This window comes from Chitinophagaceae bacterium (assembly GCA_016710165.1).
Classification (GTDB): domain Bacteria; phylum Bacteroidota; class Bacteroidia; order Chitinophagales; family Chitinophagaceae; genus Ferruginibacter.
The window spans coordinates 854022-875827 of the sequence record JADJLJ010000001.1 but is presented as its reverse complement, the minus strand read 5'-3'; the positions used below and the strand labels follow the sequence as shown (position 1 = coordinate 875827).

Below are 21806 nucleotides of genomic sequence, written 5' to 3'. Positions count from 1 at the left end.
AGGGAATAAGTTATTTTACCCGGTTATATTTCTTCAGCACATCCCTCACCAGTTTATGGGGCAGCGCATACGCTTTATTTCCATTGATGCCTTCCATGGTTTCCGCCGCTACCATGGCATTGGTGATGGCTTCTTCGGTGGCCTGAACCGTTGCATTGAACAGGGGATTGATGAAATCATTCGGTAGTTCATTCAGCGTGGTAAATTTATCCCGTTGAAAAGCAGATGGATTGGCAGTGGAAAAGGCAATGAAGATATCGCCGGAGCCATTCTCGCCACGTCCGCCCATTTTACCCACACCGATGGGAACCCTGGCGGCGATCCTTTTTAACTGGTGTGGTAATAATGGGGCATCGGTGGCAACCACCACAATGATGGAACCATCACCGGGCTCGTAGGAGGGGGGCGCCTTGAATTCATAATTCATCGTGTCTCTCAGTTCCCTTCCAACCGGAACACCTGCAATGGAAAAATTATTCTTGCCTCCAAAATTTGATTGCACCAGCACACCCACTGTGTAGGTGGAGTCTTTGATCTTTACAACCCTGGATGCTGTTCCGGTTCCTCCTTTAAAGCCCAGGCACATCATACCCGTGCCGCCGCCTACATTGCCTTCTTTTATGAAACCACTCTTTGCACTGTCTAATGCCTCGTAAGCATTTTCTTCTTTTACATGAAAGCCATATATATCGTTTAAGAAACCGTCGTATGTTTCTGCCACCACCGGGTAGGTGTACCAGAAGTCTTCCTTGTACCAACCTGTTTTTACATACCATTTCAGCACGGCATCCCTTACCACGCCTACACTGTTGGTATTGGTGATCATAATGGGGCCTTCTAAAAAACCCGACTCGGTGATCCAGGTGGTGCCGGTCATTTCGCCATTGCCATTTAACGAATACCAGTTGGAAAAGACGGGATTATTGTTTCTTCCTCTCGGCAGGATGGCCGTAACGCCGGTGCGTACCGGGCCTTTACCTCTTATGTTTTTTCCTGTTCCGGAGATGATGGTACTGTAACCAACCTCCACGCCGGCCACATCGGTAATAGCATTGAACTTACCGGGTGTACCGTCAAAAGGAATTCCGATATCCCTGGCACGGGGTTTTTGCGCCTGGGCAGTATACTGGATCAGTAATAAAAGCAGCACATTGTATAAAAGGTTTTTTTTCATCATTTTAAGTTTTTTATCCCGGCTGAAATTACTTGTAAATTTTTACCTTCAATAGTTTTTAAATAGCAGCGGGGCAACCAGGCTGGTTCATAACGCTGCCAGCGTGCTGAACAGATAAAAGAGGCAGCATGAATGCTGCCTCTTAATTAATAAGTGATTACTTCGAATCCTGGTTGTAGATCTCCCGTATGCAGAGATATTTGCCATCCTTGTTTTGGAATATGGCAAAGTACTTACCCCCGCCTGTCTGTTTACCGGCAGCATCTTTATAGATGGTCTTTCCCACTTCGGTCACCACGTCGCCCTGGGCGTACACATCCAGGGTTTCAAAAGCAACGCTGGCATACTTGGATGGCTTGGCAAAATCGGCTTCCATCTTTTTCTGTATGGCCGCTTTCCCTGTGAGCATGGGTTCCCCGTCAGGCATGCTGATGGCATCATCGGCATACATGGCTGCCAGTGTCTTGATGTCTTTGGCATTTTGTGCAGCGGCCCAGGCTGTTTCAATGGCCTGGATATCGGCCTTGATCTTTGCCATATCAGGCTTTGCAGGTTCGGCGGCAACTGCGGGTGATACTGTTGCAGCTTCGGGAGCCTCCTTCTTTTCTGCGTCCTGGCAGGAAGCAAACATCAATGCGCATGCGGCGAATACCGGCAGAAGAATCGTTTTTTTCATTTTGTTTTGATTTATGATGAATAATAAAGAACCATTAAAGGGTTATAAATAACTCAACCACCATTTTTCCTTATGGCTGGTTTTGTATCTATCGTACCATTTGCATAAAGGATAAAGGGCCAGGATCACAGCAGCCCATATGGCGTATACGATGGCAAGGCCATATCCTTCACCCGGGAATACGAAGAGGAAGGGTAAATTCTGCATGGAGTTGATGGCTTCCTGAACCGTGTGGTTTCCTTTTACAAAGAAACTGACTGCGGCAAGCAGGTGTATCAGGTAAAGGTGGATGATGTAGTAAAAGAAAGCTGTTCTGCCAAAAACGAGCATGCTGTTGGTAAAACCGTTCTTTATCTTATCCAGAAATGACAGCAGCAGCAGGGTCGGCCCGATCATGATGCACAGGTATAACAGGGAGGGAGGGTATTTATTCACTTTCATGAAAGAGAGGAACGTATATAACCCGTCTTCCTGGGCAGTCCATTTAACCGGGTCGCCATACACATTGATGAACCGGGCTGTTACAAAGAAGGCGATAAGCCCCATGCCCAGCCATTGCAATATCTTCCGGCGCTGTGCTTCGGTATATTTTGCCGAGAAGAAAATACCCGTACAATAGCCCAGCATCATTACGCCCGTCCATGCCACAAAGGGATACACCATCATTACATAATGGTTTGGCGCATAGGAATAGAGTTTAAAAAATCCGGAGTGAAACAGGTCCCACCAGAAGCCGGCTTTAAAGCCCGGCGCCGATTCGGGTATGTCGAGCAGGTTGTGGCCGAATACAATGATGAGCCCCAGTGCCAGGATAAGTTTATACGGAAGGCCAACCAGGATCACCAGCCCGAGTATAACCATACTGATGCCGATGGCCCAGATCACCTGCATGGGATGAACATGGTACATGGGATCAAAGGTCCATGCCAGTGAAATGATGAAGAACTCGGCAAAGATCAGCCAGAGCCCCCGTTTAATTAAAAAGGCACTCAGCTCTTTTTTTGTTTTGCGTAAACTCTGCAGGTAAATGGACGTGCCCGATAAAAAAACAAAGACGGGTGCACAAAAATGGGTGATCCACCGGGTAAAGTATAACAGTGGGGTGGTGGTTGCCAGGTTCAGCGGGTCGTCAATATTGGCGCTGATGTGAAAGTAATCACGTACATGGTCCAGCGCCATGATGACCATGGCGAGCCCGCGGACAATGTCGATGGATTCGATCCTTTTTGATGTGTTGAGTGTTGATTGCATGGTAGTATTTTATTTCAGGTGATATTCTTTCCGGATCGTTTCAAGCAACCGTTTTGCAATTTCTTTAATCCGCTGCAAGTTGTAGAGATAATTGACGAGCCTGGCCCGTTTTGTGTATTGCCGGTTTACAAATTGAGCCATTAGTTTGGGATCATTATCAACAAGCACCGCATCCTCCCTTATTGCTTTTGGCGGAGCCAGGGGCATGTCGCCGGGAATAATAAATTTGGTATGAAAAATACGTACCGCCAGGTCTCCGATATCATCTCCTGATTCACGTAAACGTTCTTTGATGAATTCCATCGTTTCAAGCCGGTTCCAATAAGTAAGAATGGAATCAACTGCCTTTCTCTTTCGCAACAACCGCATACCCCCGGCATTTCTTAATTGTACGGTGGTGCGGTCTTCAAAGTTCAGTCCAATGGCCCTGCCCGAGGAATAAGTAAGCATGTATAACCTGGAGATATTTCCCCCGGTCAGGGGTTCATTGTAGACCAGGGCGATAAGCGTATCGATCAGCGCTTTTTGGTCTTGGCCAAATTCATAAGCTGAGTTAATGTTTGCAGTATCGCTACGCAGGTCTTCGGAGAGGCTGTACATATATTGTTCTTCCCTGTCGGCTTCAATCTTGTGCTCCAGTGCATATTCTGCTAAAAATCCGCAGAACACAGCAAGGAATAACATTAAGAATTCCCAGAAATAGGATTTCCAACTTTTCTTTTCGTGGCCCCGATGACTATCGGGATGGGTGTGGTGGTGTACTTCCATGGTATCGTTTGGATCGTTAGAATTGTTTAAGTCGTTTAAGGGTTTTTGGGCAGCAGTACTGTTCTCATCAGCAGGATTATCCATGAACGATGGTACATCATCCATGAACGGCTCTTTATCCTGTTCGGGTCCTGTATTCTTGTTTTCTTCCATTTTTAATTGCCGTGCTTTTCCATCGAAGGCCATTTATTGCCATCGCGGAGATAAAAATCAAAATGCTTTTTAGTTTGAGCTAAGCGTTCATTTCTCCATTCATTGATGCCGTGGTCGGCGCCTTCAAATAAAATGAACCGCAGCGGTTGTTTAGCCACATACAGTTTCTGTACCACTTCAAGCGATTCTTCGGGCAGTACCCGCCAGTCGGCACTTCCCTGCATCAGTAAGAGGGGAGTGGTCTTGCATAGCTGGTCTGCCCAAAACACCACAGACCTTTCTTTTAGCCCATTGTCGCGGTTACGGGCATAATCCGGAACCAATTCGCCGAAGACATTTTTATCCATTTCCGGCCTTGCGCTGGTATTTACAAAAGCGTTGGCCATGCCGGCTGTAATAACAGCTGCTTTAAACCTGCATGACCGTTTCAACGAAAGGTAGGTCATCATGCCGCCGCGGCTGGTGCCTTCCATCCCGATCCTTGCTGTATCTGCCTTCGGATCTTTTTCCAATACAGGAATAAGATTGAATACATCATTTAATTCAATGCCGCCGAATTCTTCTTTGCCTTCGCCGCCATCATTACCGCGGTATTGACTTGCTATCACTACATAATTCCAACTGGCCATTTGCCCGAGAAAAAAAACAATGCTCACGGGGTTCCATTTTCCAAATTCCCGGTTACCGCCCCGGTTGGAAATGATGCAGGGGTACTTTCCTGCTGCTTTGGGTTCGGCGATATAGCCGGTTACCTTTAGCCCGTCTGATAAATATGTAATGCGGAAAAAATCGATGCTGTCCCTGATCTTTTTGGCAAGCGGTGCATCCCGGGCGGTCAATTTTGCCCAAACCGTATCATGGATCGTGAATATTTCTTTGCCGGTAACAGTCCCATCCTGTGCACGTAATATTGCAGGAAAGGCAATGCAAATCAATACAAATAATTTTCTCATGCGGTGTTTTGTTGAAGTTGACATTTATTTTCTTCTATAGCTGTTCATTGCCCGGACTTGTTTTCCGGAACGGCTGCCATTTCTTATACGTAGCGCTTCGCCATACCCATTCCACCGGCCCGTAATTAAAGTATTTTAACCAGGTTTTACTTAAAATGATCTGTACAATAAACACAGCTATTCCAAAAAGTGAATAATATACCGGTCCCACCTGGCCCATATAATCGAGCCCGGCACCAAGGAATACAAAATTGCCAATGAGCGAATGCAGGATATAATTGCTGAACGCCATTTTGCCAACGGGTGCCAGTACCGATAATATTTTTTTGCCTGCAGTACGTTGAAAGCTCAGCATAAATAATCCCACATAGGCCAGTGAAAGTGGTACTACGCCCAACGCATAGGCAATGGTTTGATAAAGGCCCTTTGTTTTTAATTGCCAGTATTCGCCCATATGGTTGCTCATATAATCGGCAAGGAAATAATTGGCAGGCAGGCCAAGTGCCAGACCAATGCCGATGATCCAATAAACTGTTTTTTTGTGCTGACCTATATTTTTATAAAAATCAGATCGTCCCAGTACATAACCAATTAAGAACATACCCAGTACTTTGGGTACACGGCTTACAAAGACCAGGTACTGGTACCGGAAAAAAATGCCGCCGATATTGCCTTTTAACTGGTCCCACCAGCTGCCGTGATGCATCATGTTCATAAACTCTTCTTCGCTCTTTATATTTACCAGCACCCCTTCTGCATTTATTCCAGCCTGGATCAATAGCTCAGCCGGCCTGTTAATTACCGGCCAGGTCATTTTTAACCAATACAATAATATGGGCGACAGAATAAGAATGGTGCCGGTAATGAGTAATATTTTATTTGAAAATTTCCGAAGGGGTAAGAGTATGAAACTCAGCAGTGCATAAAAGAAAACAATATCCCCGTTCCAGATCAGCAGGTGCATAAAGCCCAGCAACAACATAAAAAGCAGCCTTCTTTTTACCGTCGGCATCGGGTCTATGCCATTGGCAATGCCTCTTTTAATCTGCAGCGCAATGCCCCAGCCAAACAGTAAACTGAAAATGGAATAGAATTTTCCTTCAATGAGCATGTGATGCAGAAAACTCATTTTGTGATCCCAACCGGGTAATAAATAAGGGCTGGTAATTTTACCTTCCGGGTTATACCAGCTAAGGCCGTTGAGGTTAGCAATAAAAATACCCAGGATGGCAAATCCCCTGAGTACATCCATAAAAATCTCTCTTTCATTGGTCTGAACGGGAGTCAATGCGGGCATAACAGTAGTTTGGTTAAGGTTGATTAACGGGATCAGCCTGTGATGTAAGAAGGAAGCAAGGCCGGCAGAATTGCATGGGGTGTGGGACCAGTTATCAACCGGGGTTGGAACTATCTTTAAAGAAACAAATTTTAAAGCAGACTGCAAAGTAAAACCTTAAATACCAGTCGAATAACAACAGTAAGGCAGATATTGGATGGTTTGCTTACCTTAGAAGTTGTTTAAAGTTAACCATGGGTTTCTTATGATTGCGAACGTGGCCGGTGAGGACACCGGCCACGGCGGTCTGCCGCGGTTGGTGGGGACACCAACCGCGAAATGGTAAACGAATTTTACATTGTTAGACAGCTTCTTTGTTAGTAAGAAAATATTCACGCTAAAAACTGTTATATGAAACGTATGATAAAATGGATGCTGGTTGTTTGCCTGTTGCAGTCCAATATTGGATTCTCTCAAAGCAAAGACTCCCTGATGGTGGCAACCATCATAAAAGAGGCCACGGAAAATTCTCAATTGGAGAACCTGGCCAATGAACTATTGAACGGCATCGGGCCAAGACTGGTGGGAACGCCCAAAATGCAGCAGGCACATGACTGGGCCCTGGCAAACTATACGGCCTGGGGTATCGGTGCCCGTAATGAAAAATGGGGAGAATGGCGGGGATGGGAACGGGGCATCACCCACATCGATATGGTACAGCCCTGGGTGAAAACGCTGGAAGGGACCCAACTTGCATGGTGCCCAGGTACCGGGGGAAAAACGATTACGGCAGCGCTCATTATTTTACCCGATCTGGCAGATTCAATGGCTTTTCAGCAATGGCTGCCCAGTGTAAAGGGCAAATTTGTAATGATATCCATGAAGCAGCCAACCGGCAGGCCCGATTATAACTGGGAAGAGTTTGGTACAAAGGAATCATTTGAAAAAATGAAGAAGGACCGGGCTGCCCAGCAGGAAGCATGGCGTAAGCGCATCAGCAAGACCGGGCTGAACAATACAAATCTTGCACTGGCATTGGAAAATGCGGGCGCTTCGGGTATTGTTGCGTCCAACTGGTCATCGGGGTTTGGTGTAAATAAGATATTTGATGCCAAAACAAAAAGATACCGACGGTGGATATTGCTTTGGAAGATTATGGTTTGTTATATCGTTTGGTGGAATCGGGTAAGAACCCGAAGATAAGCGTTCGTGCCGATTCGAAGGAACTGGGCATGATGCCTGCATACAATACCATTGCTGAAATGAAGGGAACAGAAAAGCCGGATGAATACGTGATGATGTCGGCACATTTTGATTCCTGGGATGGAGGTACTGGTGCCACCGATAATGGTACCGGAACCCTGGTGATGATGGAAGCCATGCGGATACTTAAAAAATTATATCCCAATCCAAAACGTACCATCCTGGTAGGCCATTGGGGAAGTGAAGAACAGGGGCTGAACGGATCCCGTGCATTTGTAGAAGACCATCCGGATGTTGTTAAGAACATGCAGGCATTGTTTAACCAGGATAACGGAACGGGCAGGGTGGTGACCATTGGCGGCGCCGGATTTTTACATTCGTATGAATACATTGGCCGCTGGCTGGCAAGGGTACCGGCCAATTATAAGCAGGCATTGGAAACCAGGTTCCCGGGATCACCGGCAGGGGGCGGTTCAGATAATGCTTCCTTTGTTGCCGCAGGCGTGCCCGCATTCAGCCTCAGTTCCAACAGCTGGTTGTATGGAAGCTATACCTGGCATACCAACCGTGATACCTATGATAAGATCGTTTTTGATGATGTGCGCAACAATGCCATCCTTGCTGCTATATTGGTTTACATGGCCTGCGAAGACCCGGCCAGAACATCCCGTGATAAAATTGTATTGCCTGCAAACCCACGCACCGGTGAACCCGGCAAATGGCCTGAACAACGGTCGCCAACCCGGAAAGGAGGAGTGAATTGACAGAAAAACAAACTGAATGAAAGATGCCGCAATTATTTTATTGCGGCATCTTTATATTGATCCCTGTTATCGTTCAGGTTCTGTTAACCGTTCTCCTTATGCCCGGTATACTTCTTCCATTTCCCGATCACTGCATTCATGTCATCCGGCAGATCCGATTCAAAATGCATCGGTTTTCTTGAAACGGGGTGTATAAAACCCAGTTCCTTTGCATGCAGGGCATGGCGGGGACAAAGGGCAAAACAATTATCAACGAATTGTTTGTATTTGGTGAACACCGTTCCTTTTACAATGCGGTCGCCACCGTAAAAATCATCATTGAAGAGGGGGTGGCCGATCAGTTGCATGTGAACCCGTATCTGGTGCGTACGGCCGGTCTCCAGCCTGCATTCAACCAGTGTTACATAATTATAACGCTCCAGTACCTTATAATGGGTGATGGCTTCCTTGCCATGTTCACCATCCGGGTAGGCTGTAAAGAGTTTCCGGAAGCGCTGGTGCCGTCCTACATGGGCAATGATGGTGCCCTCATCTTTTTCCATATCGCCCCATACCAGGGCAATGTACCTGCGGTGAACGGTATGGTTAAAGAACTGTTTTGCCAGGTCGGTCATTGACTTCTGGTCTTTGGCCATTACCAGCAACCCGCTGGTGTTCTTATCAATGCGGTGAACCAGCCCGAAACGGGACAATGAATTCTCATCCAGTCCGGGATCCTGGAGTTTTAAATGATAGGCAACCGCATTCACCAGGGTACCGTTTGGGTTTCCACTGCCGGGATGCACTACCATGCCAGCCGGTTTGTTGATGATGAGTATCGAATCATCTTCATACACAATGTTCAACGGGATATTTTCGGGAACAATGTCTGTGCCTTCGGGGGCTTGACTGGCGAAAACAGCGATCTTATCCCCCGGCTTTACCTTGTAATTATTTTTAACCGGCTTCTCATTCACCAGTACCATCTCATTGTCAATGGCCTGCTGGATCTTATTTCGGGTGGCGCCTTCGATCCGGCTCATCAGGAATTTATCAATACGGAGCGGTTCCTGGCCCTTGTCGATGGTCAATGCCAGTTTCTCGTACATTTCTTCCGAGTCGCTTATTTCTATTTCTTCTTCTTGCATAAAGTCATTGGTCATTGGTCATTAGTCATTGAGTCATTGAGTCATTGAGTCATCGAACAGTGTGATGCCCGGGATGACCAATGACTATTGACTTGTTTTATCATTTATCTTTGCAAATTAAAACATTGCAGTGGATAAGCAGACAGTGATATTTAAAGACCTGGGCATTATTGAATATAAAACAGCCTGGGATCTGCAGGAAGAATTGCTGCAGGAGAATGTAAGGATCAAGGCGGCGTTACGCAGCGGGCAGGTGTCAGCAGGCAATGGGCAATTGGCAGCGGGCAGTGAGCCTTTGACCATAAACCACAAACTCCAAACCACAAACTTCTTCCTTCTTTGTGAACATCCACCGGTATATACCCTTGGAAAAAGCGGTAAAAAGGAAAATGTACTCATGAGTGATGATGAACTTGCAGAAAATAACATTGCTTTCTTCAATACCAACCGGGGAGGGGATATTACTTTTCACGGCCTGCAACAGATCGTTGGCTATCCCATACTGGACCTGGAGAAATATACTACCGATATCGGCCGGTATTTACGGGACCTGGAAGAACTGGTCATTTTAACCATTGCTGAATATGGCATAAAGGGCGAACGGAGCAAGGGAGAAACGGGCGTCTGGATAGATGCAGGTATTGCCGGCAGGGAAAGAAAGATATGCGCCATCGGTGTGCGCTGCAGCCGGTGGATAACGATGCACGGCTTTGCGCTGAATGTGAATACGGATCTTGGGTATTTCAGCAATATCATACCCTGTGGCATTCAGAACAAACAGGTTACCTCCATAGAAAAAGAGTTAGGGCATGCGGTTGATTATGAGGAGGCGAAAGAAAAAGTAAAAAGGAATTTTGAGAGCGTGTTTCATTCTGTGCTGCACTAAACGTTGCCTGTTTACTGGCTTTTCCCATCCCGGGGTATGAAGAATTTATTCTTCTCGATCAGTTTCCCGTTCTCGAACAACTCAAAGTAGAACCATCCGGCATGCAGGAAGTTCACTTTTTCAATGATGAGGAAATTCTCTTTTATGCGGTTCAGTTCAAACATGAATTTGTCCTCTTCATCAAAGAACTTCACTGCGTACCTCCTTGAATCGGGATTGGGCAGGTTTATCACTATATTATTGTCCCTGCCTGTGTAAATGCGGCGGCTGGGATAGGTAACTGGCTCCTCTTTTACAGGCAGGGTTGCTGTTTCATCCTCCCGGTTGCTTTTGCTTACCTGCTTGTTCTTTCCTTTGGTTTTAGAGACCGGTTGCTTTACGGGCTTTTTATTTTTTGTGACCGCTGGTTTTTCATCCTTTTCAACCGGATCTGTTTTTACGGTTGCTTTACTCTCCGGTTCTTTACGGGTCTCTTTCAGCGGCTGCTTTACTGCATCCGGTTTTTTAAAAGGGTCAACAACCGTTTCCTGCGTAAAAAGGGGCAGGGGGGGCAGGGCTTCTTTTACGGGCCTTACCGGGTCGGTGAAGATATAGGCACCCCCGTCAAATGAAATAAACAGCCGGTAGTACATTTTATTATAAGGAGGATTCTCATCCACAAAACCGTTCTCGGCATTTTGGGGCGTAAGTACCGTACCGATCGTGGAAAAGTTCTTTAAACTGTCGAAAGAGCGCTGAATGTTGATGGTCCTTACTTCAAGCGGGTATTGATTACGCCAGCTTACAATGATCTTCCCGTTAAAATTTTTTACGGTAATGCCGGGAAGTATCTCCTGGGCAAAAAGATCGCCTGCAGACAGCATGATTCCGGACAGCAGTAAGTAAAAAATTTTACGCATAAACAATTAACGGAAAAAACAGGATCCTGTTTTGCCAGACAAATATAAGGACTGTAATAAAATCAGAAGATTAATGTATTGGCCGGTAAGGAGCGGTTTCCCTGCAGGCCGCCCGTATGCAGACATAGAATATTGCTCCCCGGGGCAAAATGGTCATTCTTAATTTGATCCAGTACGGCAAAAAACATTTTTGCTGTGTAAACAAAATCAAGGGGCAGCCGGTGCTGTTGCCAGCATTGGTTCATAAAACGGATAAGACCATCTGTTCTTTTTGCGTACCCGCCGAAATGATAATCACTCAGCCATTCAAGGTTACCCGGCATGGTTTTAAACCCGGTGAGGTGGCTTATCTTTTCTTCCATATCTGTCATACCCTTCAGTACCGGTATGCCGGTTATTTTCTGGGTTGGCCGGGCTGTCATCAATAAACCGGCCATTGTGGTGGCAGTGCCCATGGCCGTGCAGATATGTGTATAATTGTCATCAGGCACCAGGTCCATGATCAGCGATGCACCTTTTGCGCCCAGGGGATGAAATCCTCCTTCGGGTATGATGCTGCATTCGCCAAATTCGTTCTGCAGGGTATGTATATGACCTGCATTTTCTTTTTCGGCATATTGATGCCTCGAAATGAATTTCAACTGCATGCCATCCTTGATGCATTGCTGCAGGGTGGCGGAAAGCTGAGCAGGCTGCTCCCCCCTTACAATGCCTATGCTTTTTAACCCCAATGCGGAACAGGCAAAAGCCGTTGCCGAAAGATGGTTGGAATAAGCGCCGCCAAAGCTGAGTACGGTTTTGTGGGACGACCGCAATGCTTCCTGCAGGAAGAAATGAAGTTTGAACAGTTTATTGCCCGACACCACCGGGTGTATCTTATCCAGCCGCAGCACAGAAACAGTAACCTTTTTTCTTCGAAAAGGTTATCCTGTAACAGGTCAATACCTGCATGGGAAATATCAAAAAGCATTTTACGGATAACTTGACGGTTTATATTATTTTCGCACTGCAAAATTCAGGGATCAAGTTAAACTTTTAATTTTCTTTATACATGCAACCAACTCTTTTGATATTAGCCGCCGGGATGGCCAGCCGCTACGGAAGTATGAAACAGGTACAGGGCTTTGGGCCTTCGGGTGAAACAATAATGGATTATTCCATCTACGATGCCATCCGGGCCGGGTTTGGTAAAGTGGTGTTCATCATCCGCAAGGATTTTGCCGAAGATTTTAAGGCAAAGTTTGAACCCAAACTGGCGGGGAAGATAAAAACAGAATACGTTTACCAGGAGATGGATTCTTACCTCGGCGATCTGAAAGCGCCTGCTGAAAGGACCAAGCCCTGGGGAACCGGCCATGCAGTGCTGTGTGCCAAAGAGGTCATTAACGAACCATTTGCTGTAATTAACGCGGATGATTTTTACGGGCGGGATGCGTTTGCAAAGGCAGCCGCTTTTCTCAACAGCAAATGCAGCGAAAAACAATATGCCCTCATCGGCTATGAGCTTGCCAAAACATTAAGCGAACATGGAACGGTAAGCCGGGGTGTTTGCCAGACGGATGATAAGAACAACCTCGTGGGCATCAAAGAGCGCACCAGGATCTACCGGGAAGAAGGGGACATTGTTTATGAGGACGAGAACGGTAAGCATAAAGTGCCATCCAGTTCCAGTGTATCCATGAATTTCTGGTGTTTCCATCAGAGCCTGTTCCCGTTCACTGAGCAATTGTTCCTGGATTTTGTAAAAGAGAACAATGCCAACCCCAAGGCGGAATTCTTCATACCCATAATGGCAGAGCATTTTATTAAGAACAGGGATGGGCATATCAGCGTGATCCCCACTTCGTCGAAATGGTTCGGCGTTACCTATAAGGAAGATGCGCCGGTGGTTAAGGAAAGCGTGGATAAACTGGTGGCCGGAGGGGAATATCCACCCTCCTTATGGTCGTAATGGCTTAACATAAAAAAAGCTGTTGTGAGCAACAGCTTTTTTATAGTTCCCAGGGAGGGTTTATTAATTGCCTACCACCATAAATACGAACTCTTCCATCTTCTTCACCTGCTGCACCCTGTCCAGTCCTTTGAGCCCGGTACTGGTTGGCAGTTTAATATTTATTGAGTCTCCTTCTTTTTTAACCGCATTCAGCATTTTGTGAATGTTCTTTGATTTGGCAGCATACACCACGCCATCAGCTGTGGAGTTCTTGGAAGTGATGATACCAATGACCTCACCGTTCTTGTTCAGCACTGGTCCGCCGCTGTTACCCGGGTTCACTGAAACAGAAACCTGGTAAGCGGTGGAGTCGCCTTCATTACCCGATTTGGCGCTTACATACCCTTCGCCATAAACAATCTCATTGCGTGGGTAGCCCAGGGTAAAAATGGGTTCTCCCAGGTCGGAGTTGGTCTTATTTATGGAGTAGGGAAGGTTTGGTATTGCTTTAAATGCTGTGTCGTTTATTTTTAAAATGGCGAGATCGGTGAGTGCATCGGTGTAAATGGCAGCGGCTGAAAAATATTCACCCTTGTTATTTTCCACGTAGATCGTTCTCATCCGGTTCACCACGTGGGCATTGGTTACAATAAAGCCTTTGCCGTCGATCAAAAAGCCCGTGGCCCGGAAGCCGGTATTGGGGATGACCTGCCTGTTCTTTTTATTACCTGCATTCACAGAATCTTCCAGGATCTTGACCTTTTTCCTGGTTTCGTTTACTTCCCGTACCAGTTTTGTGATGTTGTTGTTATCAACCTTGTTATTGTATGTGATGATGAGGCCCGTTGTAACAAGGGATACCAGTACGGCAATGGAGGCAGCTACTGCAATATTACGCTTGTATTTTTTCCACAGGAAAACAACTTTTGCCTTACCCTTCAACTGCGATCTGCTGACCAGGCCTTCTTCCACCATCTTGCTTTCCACCTCGTATAAAGAATGCTTATACGCCTTGATGCCTGCCTGTTTTTCCAGTTCGTGCAGTAAAAAAGTATGTTCCACCACTACCTGGTCAACCGCGGGGTCATTTTTGCGTATCTCCTCAAAAAAGGTCTTTTCCTGGGCCGACATCTCTCCTTTCAGGTAGCGCTCAACTGCTTCTATAAGTAATAATTCATCCATTTCACTGTCCGTTTTTATATTGGGCAAAGAACAATTTCTTTAACCGCAAAAGGCATTTATATTTTTGTGTCTTGGCATTATCGGCATTGGTATAGCCAAATTCGCCGGCAATCTCCTGCATGTTCTTTTTCTGGATATAATACGCATCCAGCAGGCTTTTACAGGGTTCTCCTATTTTGCTCATGGCTGTTTCCATGAGGAGGAAATCGCTGTTATGCTTTTCATGCTTTTCAATGTCTTCATCCACCGGTACGGAATCTTCCACGTTTTCAACCAGGCTGCTGTACCGCTGCAACTGCTGCAGCCGTTTCAGCCAGAGCCGCCTGCAAACCGAATAGATGTAGGTCTTCAACTGGCAGTTCAGTTCAAATCCCTCCGATGTGGCCTTCTCGTAAAGAACGATCATGGTTTCCTGGAAAATATCCCTGGCCTCGTCACTAGTACCACTGTTATTAAGTATAAAGGCCTGAACCATAGGGTAGTTATCCCGGTAAATGGCTTCTATAACATCCCTGTCATTAGCTGCCAGACCCCTCAAAAGCTCATTTTCCTGTAAATAACTGCTCACCCGGTAATATTAATACGTTTATGGATTATTTGTAACCCAAAGCAACGAAAAAAAAGGTAAAAAAAGTTGGGTTACCTTTTTCCGGTATGGGTATTAATTGAAAATTATAATTTTTAAAAATTAAACAAAACAAAAAATGAAAAAAGTAATCTTAGCGTTAGCTATCGTTTCTGTGGCTTTCGTAGCCTGCAACAACAGCGGTGAAACCAAAGAAGCTGCAAAAGACACCACTCCGGCAGTTGAAACTCCAAAAGTTGACACTCCTGCTGCTCCGGTTGTAGCTGACACTACTGCAAAAGCTCCAGTTGCTGATACAACTAAGAAGTAATTGAGCCGGTTAACCGATGGCTTGTTGTTTTAACCGGAACTATATAAGATTTTCTTAAGGCAAGCAATCATTGATGCCCCTCTTATTTTTAAGAGGGGTATTTTTTTGTCCGGAATCCGCATTGTTCCTTATATTTGTTGGAGCAATGAACACAAACAAAGTAAATACCTGGTTTTATTATTACGGCTGTTGCAACAGGGGGCCGGTATTTTTTTGTTAAAAAGCATACACAAACACATTAACATAAAATCATCCCCCGGAAAATCGGGGGTTTTTTAATTTATATGACAGTAACCATCATAGGAACAGGGCTTATCGGGTGCTCGATGGCAAACCGGTTAAGGGAAACAGGCCTTGCCCGGCGGATCATCGGTGTTGATACGAATGAGAAGAACCTGATCACGGCCCTTCAGCTGGGATGGATCGATAACAGCATGGTTCTGGATGAAGCAGTGCGGCAAAGCGACCTGGTCATTATTGCCATACCGGTTGATGGTACAAAACAGGTTCTTACGGGGCTACTAAATAAACTGGACAAACAGGTATTGATGGATGTTGGCTCAACCAAAGGGGCTATCTGCAGGTCGGTGGCTGAGCATGAAAAAAGGGGCCGGTATGTGGCAACACATCCCATGTGGGGAACGGAGAAGGACGGCCCGGAATCCGTTGTGAAAGATGCATTCAAGGGAAGGGTGGCGGTGATCTGTGAAAAAGACAGAACAGATGCCGATGCCCTGCAACTGGTGGAGGAACTTTACACGGGGATAGGGATGCAGCTGGTTTATATGGATTCGGATGTGCATGATGTGCACGCAGCCTACGTTAGCCATATATCCCACATTGCTTCGTATGCGTTATCCCTCACCGTACTGGAAAAGGAAAAGGAAGAAGATGCTATTTTTGAACTGGCCAGCGGTGGTTTTGAAAGCACGGTCCGCCTTGCAAAGAGTAATCCCGCCATGTGGGTCCCCATTTTTCAGCAGAATAAAGAGAATGTGCTGGATGTTCTGAATGAACATATCGCACAACTGCGGAAGATAAAAAGCTGCCTCGAAAAAGAGAACTATGGATACCTGAAGGAGCTGATCGAAAATGCCAATAAGATAAAAAGGATATTAAAATGATCTTCCGGGAAGCACAGGTTAGCGATATACCGCAGATACAGTTTGTACGGAATGCGGTAAAGGAGAACCGGTTGTCCGATCCTTCGCTGGTGCCCGACCAGGATGTGGAGGAATACATCAGTAACCGGGGCCGGGGCTGGGTATGCGAAGCCGGAAACAGGATCGTGGGTTTTGCCATTGCCGATATCGTTGCCAATAATATCTGGGCGCTTTTTATCCATCCCGATCATGAAGCACGTGGCATCGGTAAGAAACTGCACCGGATGATGCTGGACTGGTATTTTCTGCAAACGAAGGAAACGGTATGGCTGGGTACCGAACCAAACAGCCGGGCAGAAAAATTCTACCGGATGCAGGGATGGAAAGAAGCGGGTGTGCACGGAAAGGGGGAGATCAAATTTGAAATGGATCACGAAACATGGTCTGACGTCTCCGTCTGACCATGAAACGGAATATTCATAGGGGTCATTTTTTCTTTTACTGGAAGGTAAAAATAACAGAACAAGTTCACAACAGAAGTTCAATAAAGTTGAAAAAGCTGGTAACATAAAACTAATTTTACAATGCAAAGAGAAGTTCAGACCATGAAAGAGATCATGCAGGAAAAATGGAACAAGCGCCCGCTCATCATCAGCGGCCCCTGCAGTGCAGAGACCGTGGAGCAGGTACTGGAAACAGCAGCAAGACTGGCAAAGACCGGTAAAGTAGACATGCTGCGGGCAGGCATCTGGAAACCCCGGACCAAACCGGGTATGTTTGAAGGCAATGGTGTTAGTGGGTTGCCATGGCTTTTGCAGGCAAAAAAGATCACAGGTTTGCCAACCACCGTGGAAGTAGCTACGGCCAAACACGTGGAAGATGCCCTGCGTTTTGAAGTGGATATGTTGTGGATCGGGGCCCGCACCACCGTTAACCCGTTCAGCGTGCAGGAAGTGGCAGATGCGCTCAGGGGTGTGGAGGTCCCTGTATTGATAAAGAATCCCATCAATCCCGACCTTGAGTTATGGAGCGGTGGTATTGAGCGGTTACAAAAAGCGGGAGTAAGGCAGGTGGGTATGATCCACCGGGGTTTTTCTTCTTATGGCAATACCGAGTTCCGCAATGCGCCCATGTGGCATTTGCCGATCGAAATGAAAAGAAGGTTCCCGGGCATGCCCCTGGTATGCGACCCGTCGCATATTTGTGGTAACCGCAGCATGTTGCAATCGGTTGCTCAAAAAAGCATCGACCTGGATTTTGACGGGCTGATGATCGAAGCACATATTGACCCCGACAATGCCTGGAGCGATGCCAAACAACAGGTTACACCGGAACGGTTACTTGAAATGCTCACCGCCCTTGTCTGGCGAAGCGAAAACACCACCGAACAGGAGTTCATCAATGCTTTGACGACCTTACGGGAACAGATCAACCAGGTGGATGATGAATTGCTGACCTTGCTGGGCCAGCGGATGAAGCTTTCAGACCGGATAGGCCAGTACAAAAAGGATAATAATATCACCATATTACAAACCAACCGCTGGAATGATATCCTGGAAAGGGCATTTCAAAAAGGAGAAGCACTGGGCCTGACCAAAGAATTCATCATCAAATATTTTGATGCGGTTCATATGGAAAGTATCCAACACCAGAATAAAGTAATGAATTCATAGGAGTACCGGTAAACCGATTATGCGCAGATCTGAATATATTATTTCAAATAAACCAGTGGCCTGTTATTTTGATGCAGCCTTTTCTTCTTTGTCAGAGGCGGCGGGAGATAAGAACATTATCATCCTCACGGATGAGAATGTGTACAGCCATCATGCTTCGAAGCTGGATGCATATCCTGTTATCCGCTTTCCGGCCGGCGAAAAACATAAGAACCAGGCAACGGCCGATCGCCTCATACAGGAACTGATAAAGCTTGGCGCCAATAAGGACAGTTTTCTGGTTGGAGTGGGTGGGGGTGTGGTAACGGATATCACCGGTTATGTAGCTGCGGTGTATATGCGGGGGTTGCCGTTTGGGTTCGTGCCTACTTCCATACTGGCCATGGTGGATGCAGCCCTTGGCGGCAAGAACGGCGTTGACGTGGGGGTTTACAAGAACATGGTGGGCACCATCCGGCAACCGGAATTTATTTTCTATGACTATTCTTTTTTGCAAACGCTGCCTGTTAAAGAATGGGTGAACGGGTTTGCAGAGATCATAAAGCATGCCTGTATAAAAGATACATTGTTGTTCTCGGTACTCGAAAGATATTCATTACACGATTACCAGGCCGATAAAACGTTGAGCGCTGAGCTGATCGAGAAGAACGTGGAGATAAAATTAAAGATCGTTGCAGCCGATGAGCTGGAAAAAGGGGAAAGAAAGCTGTTGAACTTCGGCCACACCATTGGCCATGCGATCGAGAATCTTCACCACATTCCCCATGGCCATGCGGTAAGCATCGGCATGGTGGCTGCCTGCAATCTTTCTGAAGAACTGAACGATCTTCATTTTGAAGAAGCTGCCCGGATCGTTAAACTGCTGGCCAGGTATCATCTGCCGGTGGATGTGGAAACGGTTCACGAAAAAGTATTCGACGTGCTAAAGATGGATAAAAAGCGGCATAGCGAAGGAGTGCAGTTCATTCTTTTAAAACGGATCGGTGAAGCGGAAATGATTTATGTATCCCTGGCCGACCTGGAAAAACACTTTAAAGAGATCCTATAGTGACAGTCACCGTGCAGCCTTCCCCGGTCAATGGAACAGTAAAAGCGCCTGCTTCAAAAAGCAGCATGCAGCGGGCTTTGGCAGCGGGTTTACTGTATAAAGGAAAGACGATTATTCGTAATCCTGGTAACAGTAATGATGATCTGGCTTCAATTGAAATCATTGAGTCATTAGGAGCAGTAGTGCAAACAGGAAATGATACCATGGAAATAGATAGTGATGGAGTTGAACCAATAGTCAGAGACATTAATTGTAGGGAAAGCGGGCTGGCTATTAGAATGTTTACGCCAATTATTGCGTTGTGTGAAAAAAAAATTACTATAAAGGGAGAAGGTAGCCTTAAAAAAAGGCCAATGAATTTTTTTGATGAAATTTTACCACAGCTGGTTGTAAATTTTAAAAGTACAAATGGCAAACTACCATTAATAATACAGGGACCAATCAGACCTGGCAATATCGAAATTGACGGTTCAATAAGTTCGCAGTTTCTCACAGGGTTATTGATGGCCTACTCAGCAGCTGATGCAAAAAATGTCGCTATAAAAGTGAATAATTTGAAAAGTAAGCCTTATATCGATCTCACATTAGCTATAATGAAACAGTTTGGAATGAAACTGCCTGAAAATCTTAACTATGAAGAGTTTTATTTCCCGCAAACTGGTATTGACTATCGTTGCGATAGCGATCGGGGAAAGGCTATCGACTATTCTGTAGAAGGCGACTGGAGCGGGGCAGCCTTTTTATTAGTGGCTGGTGCTGTTGCGGGAACAATTACTGTAGAAGGATTGGATATCAATTCTGCACAGGCAGATAAAGCGATATTGAACGCATTGAAGGATTGTGGTGCAAAAATTTCTGCAAAGGAAAATACGGTGACAGTAAGTGGGTTTTCAGACGGTCTGGGTACTGCATTTCAATTTAACGCAACCGATTGCCCGGACCTGTTTCCGCCGCTTGTTGCGCTGGCCGCTTATTGTAACGGCACATCGGTCATTGAGGGAGTAAGCCGTTTGAAGCATAAGGAAAGCAACCGGGCCATAACCCTGCAGGAAGAACTTGGCAAGATGGGAGTGGAAATAATACTGGAGGATGATAAAATGATGATAACCGGGGGAAACGAATTAAACGGAACTGTTGTTCATTCGCATCACGATCACCGCATTGCAATGGCATGTGCAGTGGCAGCATTAAAAGCAAAGGGTAACACAGTGATCGGGGAGGCAGAAGCAGTCAATAAATCATACCCGGGTTTTTATGCTGATTTGAAAATGCTGGGTGCTGATGTATCTTTACCAATAAACGAATAACGGATAAACCAATTAACTTTCCAACATTGAACAGTTTCGGCCGCATATTCCGGGTACATATTTTTGGCGAATCGCATGGCGAATGTGCAGGACTTACCATTGATGGATGCCCGGCGGGCTTGCCTTTGTCTGCGGAGGATTTTACGGCAGATATTGAAAGAAGGAAACCCGGGGCCATCGGTACCACTCCCCGCAAAGAAGACGATATTCCCCAGGTAAAGTCGGGTTTGTTCAACGGCAAAACAACCGGAGCCCCCATTACCATTCTGTTTGAGAATAAAAATACCCGCAGCAGCGATTATGAAAAACAGCGGGCTGTGCCCAGGCCGGGCCATGCCGATCTGGTTGCTTCCAAAAAGTTTGGCGGCTTTGAAGACTACCGGGGAAGCGGCCATTTCAGCGGACGGCTTACCGTTTGCCTGGTTGCAGCAGGAGTGATCGCAAAAAAAATATTGCCCCCTCCGCCCCCTGAAGGGGGAACCGGAGTTTCTATAACATCCAGAATCATTGAAATTGGCGGAGAGGCTGATCTTGATGAAGGTTTACAAAAGGCCCTTGATGCAAAGGATACCATTGGCGGCATCATTGAGTGTAAGGTTGCAGGCCTTCCCGTTGGTTTGGGGGAACCATTTTTTGATTCGGCAGAATCGCTGATAAGCCATGCCGTGTTTGCCATACCGGCGGTGAGAGGCATTGAATTCGGGACCGGTTTTGCCGCCGCAAAAATGTTTGGCAGCCGGCACAATGATCCCATTGCGGATCATTCAGGTAAAACATTCACCAACCATGCCGGCGGGATCGTTGGCGGACTTACCAATGGCAATGAGTTGGTTTTCCGTATCGCTGTCAAACCCACGTCATCCACTCCGAAAGAACAGCAAACATTGAATACAGCAACAGGCAATATTGAGGCATTCTCTGTAAAGGGCCGTCACGACCTGTGCATTGCTTTGCGTGTTCCGGTGGTGCTGGAATCCGTAACGGCCATTGTATTGGCCGACCTGATGTTGCTTGAACAGAAGATCCCAAGGATAATTTCTTAGTCAAGCAGGCGCCGGTGATAATTTATTTGCCCCAGGTGATAGGTTAAATGTGTGGCCAGGTGTACCAGGATGAACTCTGTACTGTCTTTCTTCCCAAACACTTCCAGCGGAAAATCCTTTTCCAGGTCCTCTTCGGGCAGATCCTTCAATGTGTTTTTTACGATCAGTATGCAGTTTCCGATATTTATGGCGAGGTCCTGCCGGGGAATATGTTTCAGGCTGAACTCATCATCCCGGTAACGTACATAGCCGGTATGACCAAGGGTAGTGCCTATGAAATGATAAAGGTTTCCCAGCAGGTGCAGGCACAAATTGCCGGCGCTGTTGCTGATGCCTTCTTTCACCACCCACAGCTTGTCTTCATCTTTATACAGGTTGATCTCCGTAAGCAACCTGTTAAGGTCTCTTTCAAAGATCCGTGACAGCGTTTCTTTTAACATAGTTTTTTTATTTTCTTTAATTGTTCAAACCCCGGATTTATCAGGAAGTAG

General features: G+C 46.2%; 21 protein-coding genes and 1 pseudogene. 10 read left to right on the top strand and 12 right to left on the bottom strand.

The window, feature by feature from the left end; translation table 11 throughout:
* Nucleotides 1–10: 10 nt before the first annotated feature.
* The 6 genes from IPJ02_03855 to IPJ02_03830 all read right to left on the bottom strand — a co-directional run bounded on the left by IPJ02_03855 (nt 11) and on the right by IPJ02_03830 (nt 6272).
* Nucleotides 11–1174, bottom strand: coding sequence for a P1 family peptidase (locus IPJ02_03855; protein ID MBK7374713.1), 1164 nt, complete (start codon nt 1172–1174; stop codon nt 11–13).
* A 157-nt stretch (nt 1175–1331) separates the two neighbouring features.
* Entirely contained in the window at nt 1332–1850 is a 519-nt protein-coding gene (locus tag IPJ02_03850; protein MBK7374712.1) for a nuclear transport factor 2 family protein, read from the bottom strand.
* 42 nt (nt 1851–1892) lie between these two features.
* Nucleotides 1893–3101 carry a DUF1624 domain-containing protein gene (locus IPJ02_03845; protein MBK7374711.1) on the bottom strand — a complete coding sequence of 403 codons (1209 nt, stop codon included), beginning with the start codon at nt 3099–3101 and terminating at the stop codon, nt 1893–1895.
* Nucleotides 3102–3110: 9 nt separating this feature from the next.
* Nucleotides 3111–4022 (bottom strand): hypothetical protein, encoded by a 912-nt coding sequence (locus tag IPJ02_03840; GenBank protein MBK7374710.1) that lies wholly within the window; start codon nt 4020–4022, stop codon nt 3111–3113.
* Nucleotides 4023–4024: 2 nt separating this feature from the next.
* Nucleotides 4025–4975 carry a prolyl oligopeptidase family serine peptidase gene (locus IPJ02_03835; protein ID MBK7374709.1) on the bottom strand — a complete coding sequence of 317 codons (951 nt, stop codon included), beginning with the start codon at nt 4973–4975 and terminating at the stop codon, nt 4025–4027.
* A gap of 34 nt (nt 4976–5009) precedes the next feature.
* Nucleotides 5010–6272 (bottom strand): DUF418 domain-containing protein, encoded by a 1263-nt coding sequence (locus IPJ02_03830; protein ID MBK7374708.1) that lies wholly within the window; start codon nt 6270–6272, stop codon nt 5010–5012.
* A gap of 390 nt (nt 6273–6662) precedes the next feature.
* Between IPJ02_03830 and IPJ02_03825 the strand changes: the two are divergent.
* Nucleotides 6663–8218, top strand: a pseudogene (locus IPJ02_03825) (M20/M25/M40 family metallo-hydrolase).
* 83 nt (nt 8219–8301) lie between these two features.
* On the opposite strand, the gene IPJ02_03820 reads toward IPJ02_03825, so the two are convergent.
* Nucleotides 8302–9345, bottom strand: coding sequence for an RluA family pseudouridine synthase (locus tag IPJ02_03820; protein MBK7374707.1), 1044 nt, complete (start codon nt 9343–9345; stop codon nt 8302–8304).
* Nucleotides 9346–9475: 130 nt separating this feature from the next.
* Here IPJ02_03820 and lipB point away from each other — a divergent pair, with 130 nt between their 5' ends.
* The gene (gene lipB / locus IPJ02_03815; GenBank protein ID MBK7374706.1) at nt 9476–10231 is read left to right on the top strand and encodes a lipoyl(octanoyl) transferase LipB; all 756 of its coding nucleotides are present in this window, start codon (nt 9476–9478) and stop codon (nt 10229–10231) included.
* Nucleotides 10232–10242: 11 nt separating this feature from the next.
* Here lipB and IPJ02_03810 read toward each other — a convergent pair whose 3' ends face one another.
* Both IPJ02_03810 and IPJ02_03805 read right to left on the bottom strand, forming a co-directional pair.
* Nucleotides 10243–11130 (bottom strand): hypothetical protein, encoded by an 888-nt coding sequence (locus tag IPJ02_03810; GenBank protein MBK7374705.1) that lies wholly within the window; start codon nt 11128–11130, stop codon nt 10243–10245.
* Nucleotides 11131–11192: 62 nt separating this feature from the next.
* Entirely contained in the window at nt 11193–12023 is an 831-nt protein-coding gene (locus tag IPJ02_03805) for a pyridoxal-phosphate dependent enzyme (GenBank protein ID MBK7374704.1), read from the bottom strand.
* Between the two features lie 158 nt (nt 12024–12181).
* Here IPJ02_03805 and IPJ02_03800 point away from each other — a divergent pair, with 158 nt between their 5' ends.
* Nucleotides 12182–13081 (top strand): nucleotidyltransferase, encoded by a 900-nt coding sequence (locus IPJ02_03800; protein MBK7374703.1) that lies wholly within the window; start codon nt 12182–12184, stop codon nt 13079–13081.
* 63 nt (nt 13082–13144) lie between these two features.
* Here IPJ02_03800 and IPJ02_03795 read toward each other — a convergent pair whose 3' ends face one another.
* Both IPJ02_03795 and IPJ02_03790 read right to left on the bottom strand, forming a co-directional pair.
* Entirely contained in the window at nt 13145–14245 is a 1101-nt protein-coding gene (locus IPJ02_03795) for a trypsin-like peptidase domain-containing protein (protein ID MBK7374702.1), read from the bottom strand.
* Between the two features lies 1 nt (nt 14246).
* A complete protein-coding gene (locus IPJ02_03790; protein ID MBK7374701.1) occupies nt 14247–14720 on the bottom strand; it encodes a sigma-70 family RNA polymerase sigma factor in 474 nt (157 codons plus the stop codon).
* 229 nt (nt 14721–14949) lie between these two features.
* Between IPJ02_03790 and IPJ02_03785 the strand changes: the two genes are divergently transcribed.
* The 7 genes from IPJ02_03785 (at nt 14950) to IPJ02_03755 (ending at nt 21315) form a co-directional block, all read left to right on the top strand.
* Complete coding sequence (locus IPJ02_03785; protein MBK7374700.1) at nt 14950–15141, top strand: hypothetical protein; 192 nt, start codon at nt 14950–14952, stop codon at nt 15139–15141.
* Between the two features lie 284 nt (nt 15142–15425).
* Entirely contained in the window at nt 15426–16265 is an 840-nt protein-coding gene (locus IPJ02_03780; GenBank protein MBK7374699.1) for a prephenate dehydrogenase, read from the top strand.
* Entirely contained in the window at nt 16262–16705 is a 444-nt protein-coding gene (locus tag IPJ02_03775) for a GNAT family N-acetyltransferase (protein ID MBK7374698.1), read from the top strand. Before IPJ02_03780 ends, IPJ02_03775 begins: the two co-directional genes overlap by 4 nt.
* A 144-nt stretch (nt 16706–16849) precedes the next feature.
* Nucleotides 16850–17917: a bifunctional 3-deoxy-7-phosphoheptulonate synthase/chorismate mutase type II gene (locus IPJ02_03770; GenBank protein MBK7374697.1), complete on the top strand. Its 1068-nt coding sequence runs from the start codon at nt 16850–16852 to the stop codon at nt 17915–17917.
* 19 nt (nt 17918–17936) lie between these two features.
* Nucleotides 17937–18965: a 3-dehydroquinate synthase gene (gene aroB, locus IPJ02_03765; GenBank protein ID MBK7374696.1), complete on the top strand. Its 1029-nt coding sequence runs from the start codon at nt 17937–17939 to the stop codon at nt 18963–18965.
* Nucleotides 18965–20272 carry a 3-phosphoshikimate 1-carboxyvinyltransferase gene (aroA, locus tag IPJ02_03760; protein ID MBK7374695.1) on the top strand — a complete coding sequence of 436 codons (1308 nt, stop codon included), beginning with the start codon at nt 18965–18967 and terminating at the stop codon, nt 20270–20272. The genes aroB and aroA overlap by 1 nt, the downstream gene beginning before the upstream one ends.
* 26 nt (nt 20273–20298) lie before the next feature.
* The gene (locus IPJ02_03755; GenBank protein MBK7374694.1) at nt 20299–21315 is read left to right on the top strand and encodes a chorismate synthase; all 1017 of its coding nucleotides are present in this window, start codon (nt 20299–20301) and stop codon (nt 21313–21315) included.
* On the opposite strand, the gene IPJ02_03750 is transcribed toward IPJ02_03755, so the two are convergent.
* On the bottom strand, nt 21312–21755 hold the full coding sequence (locus IPJ02_03750; GenBank protein MBK7374693.1) for a DUF1572 family protein: 444 nt from the start codon (nt 21753–21755) through the stop codon (nt 21312–21314). The two genes, IPJ02_03755 and IPJ02_03750, sit on opposite strands and share 4 nt — an antisense overlap.
* Nucleotides 21756–21806: the final 51 nt, after the last annotated feature.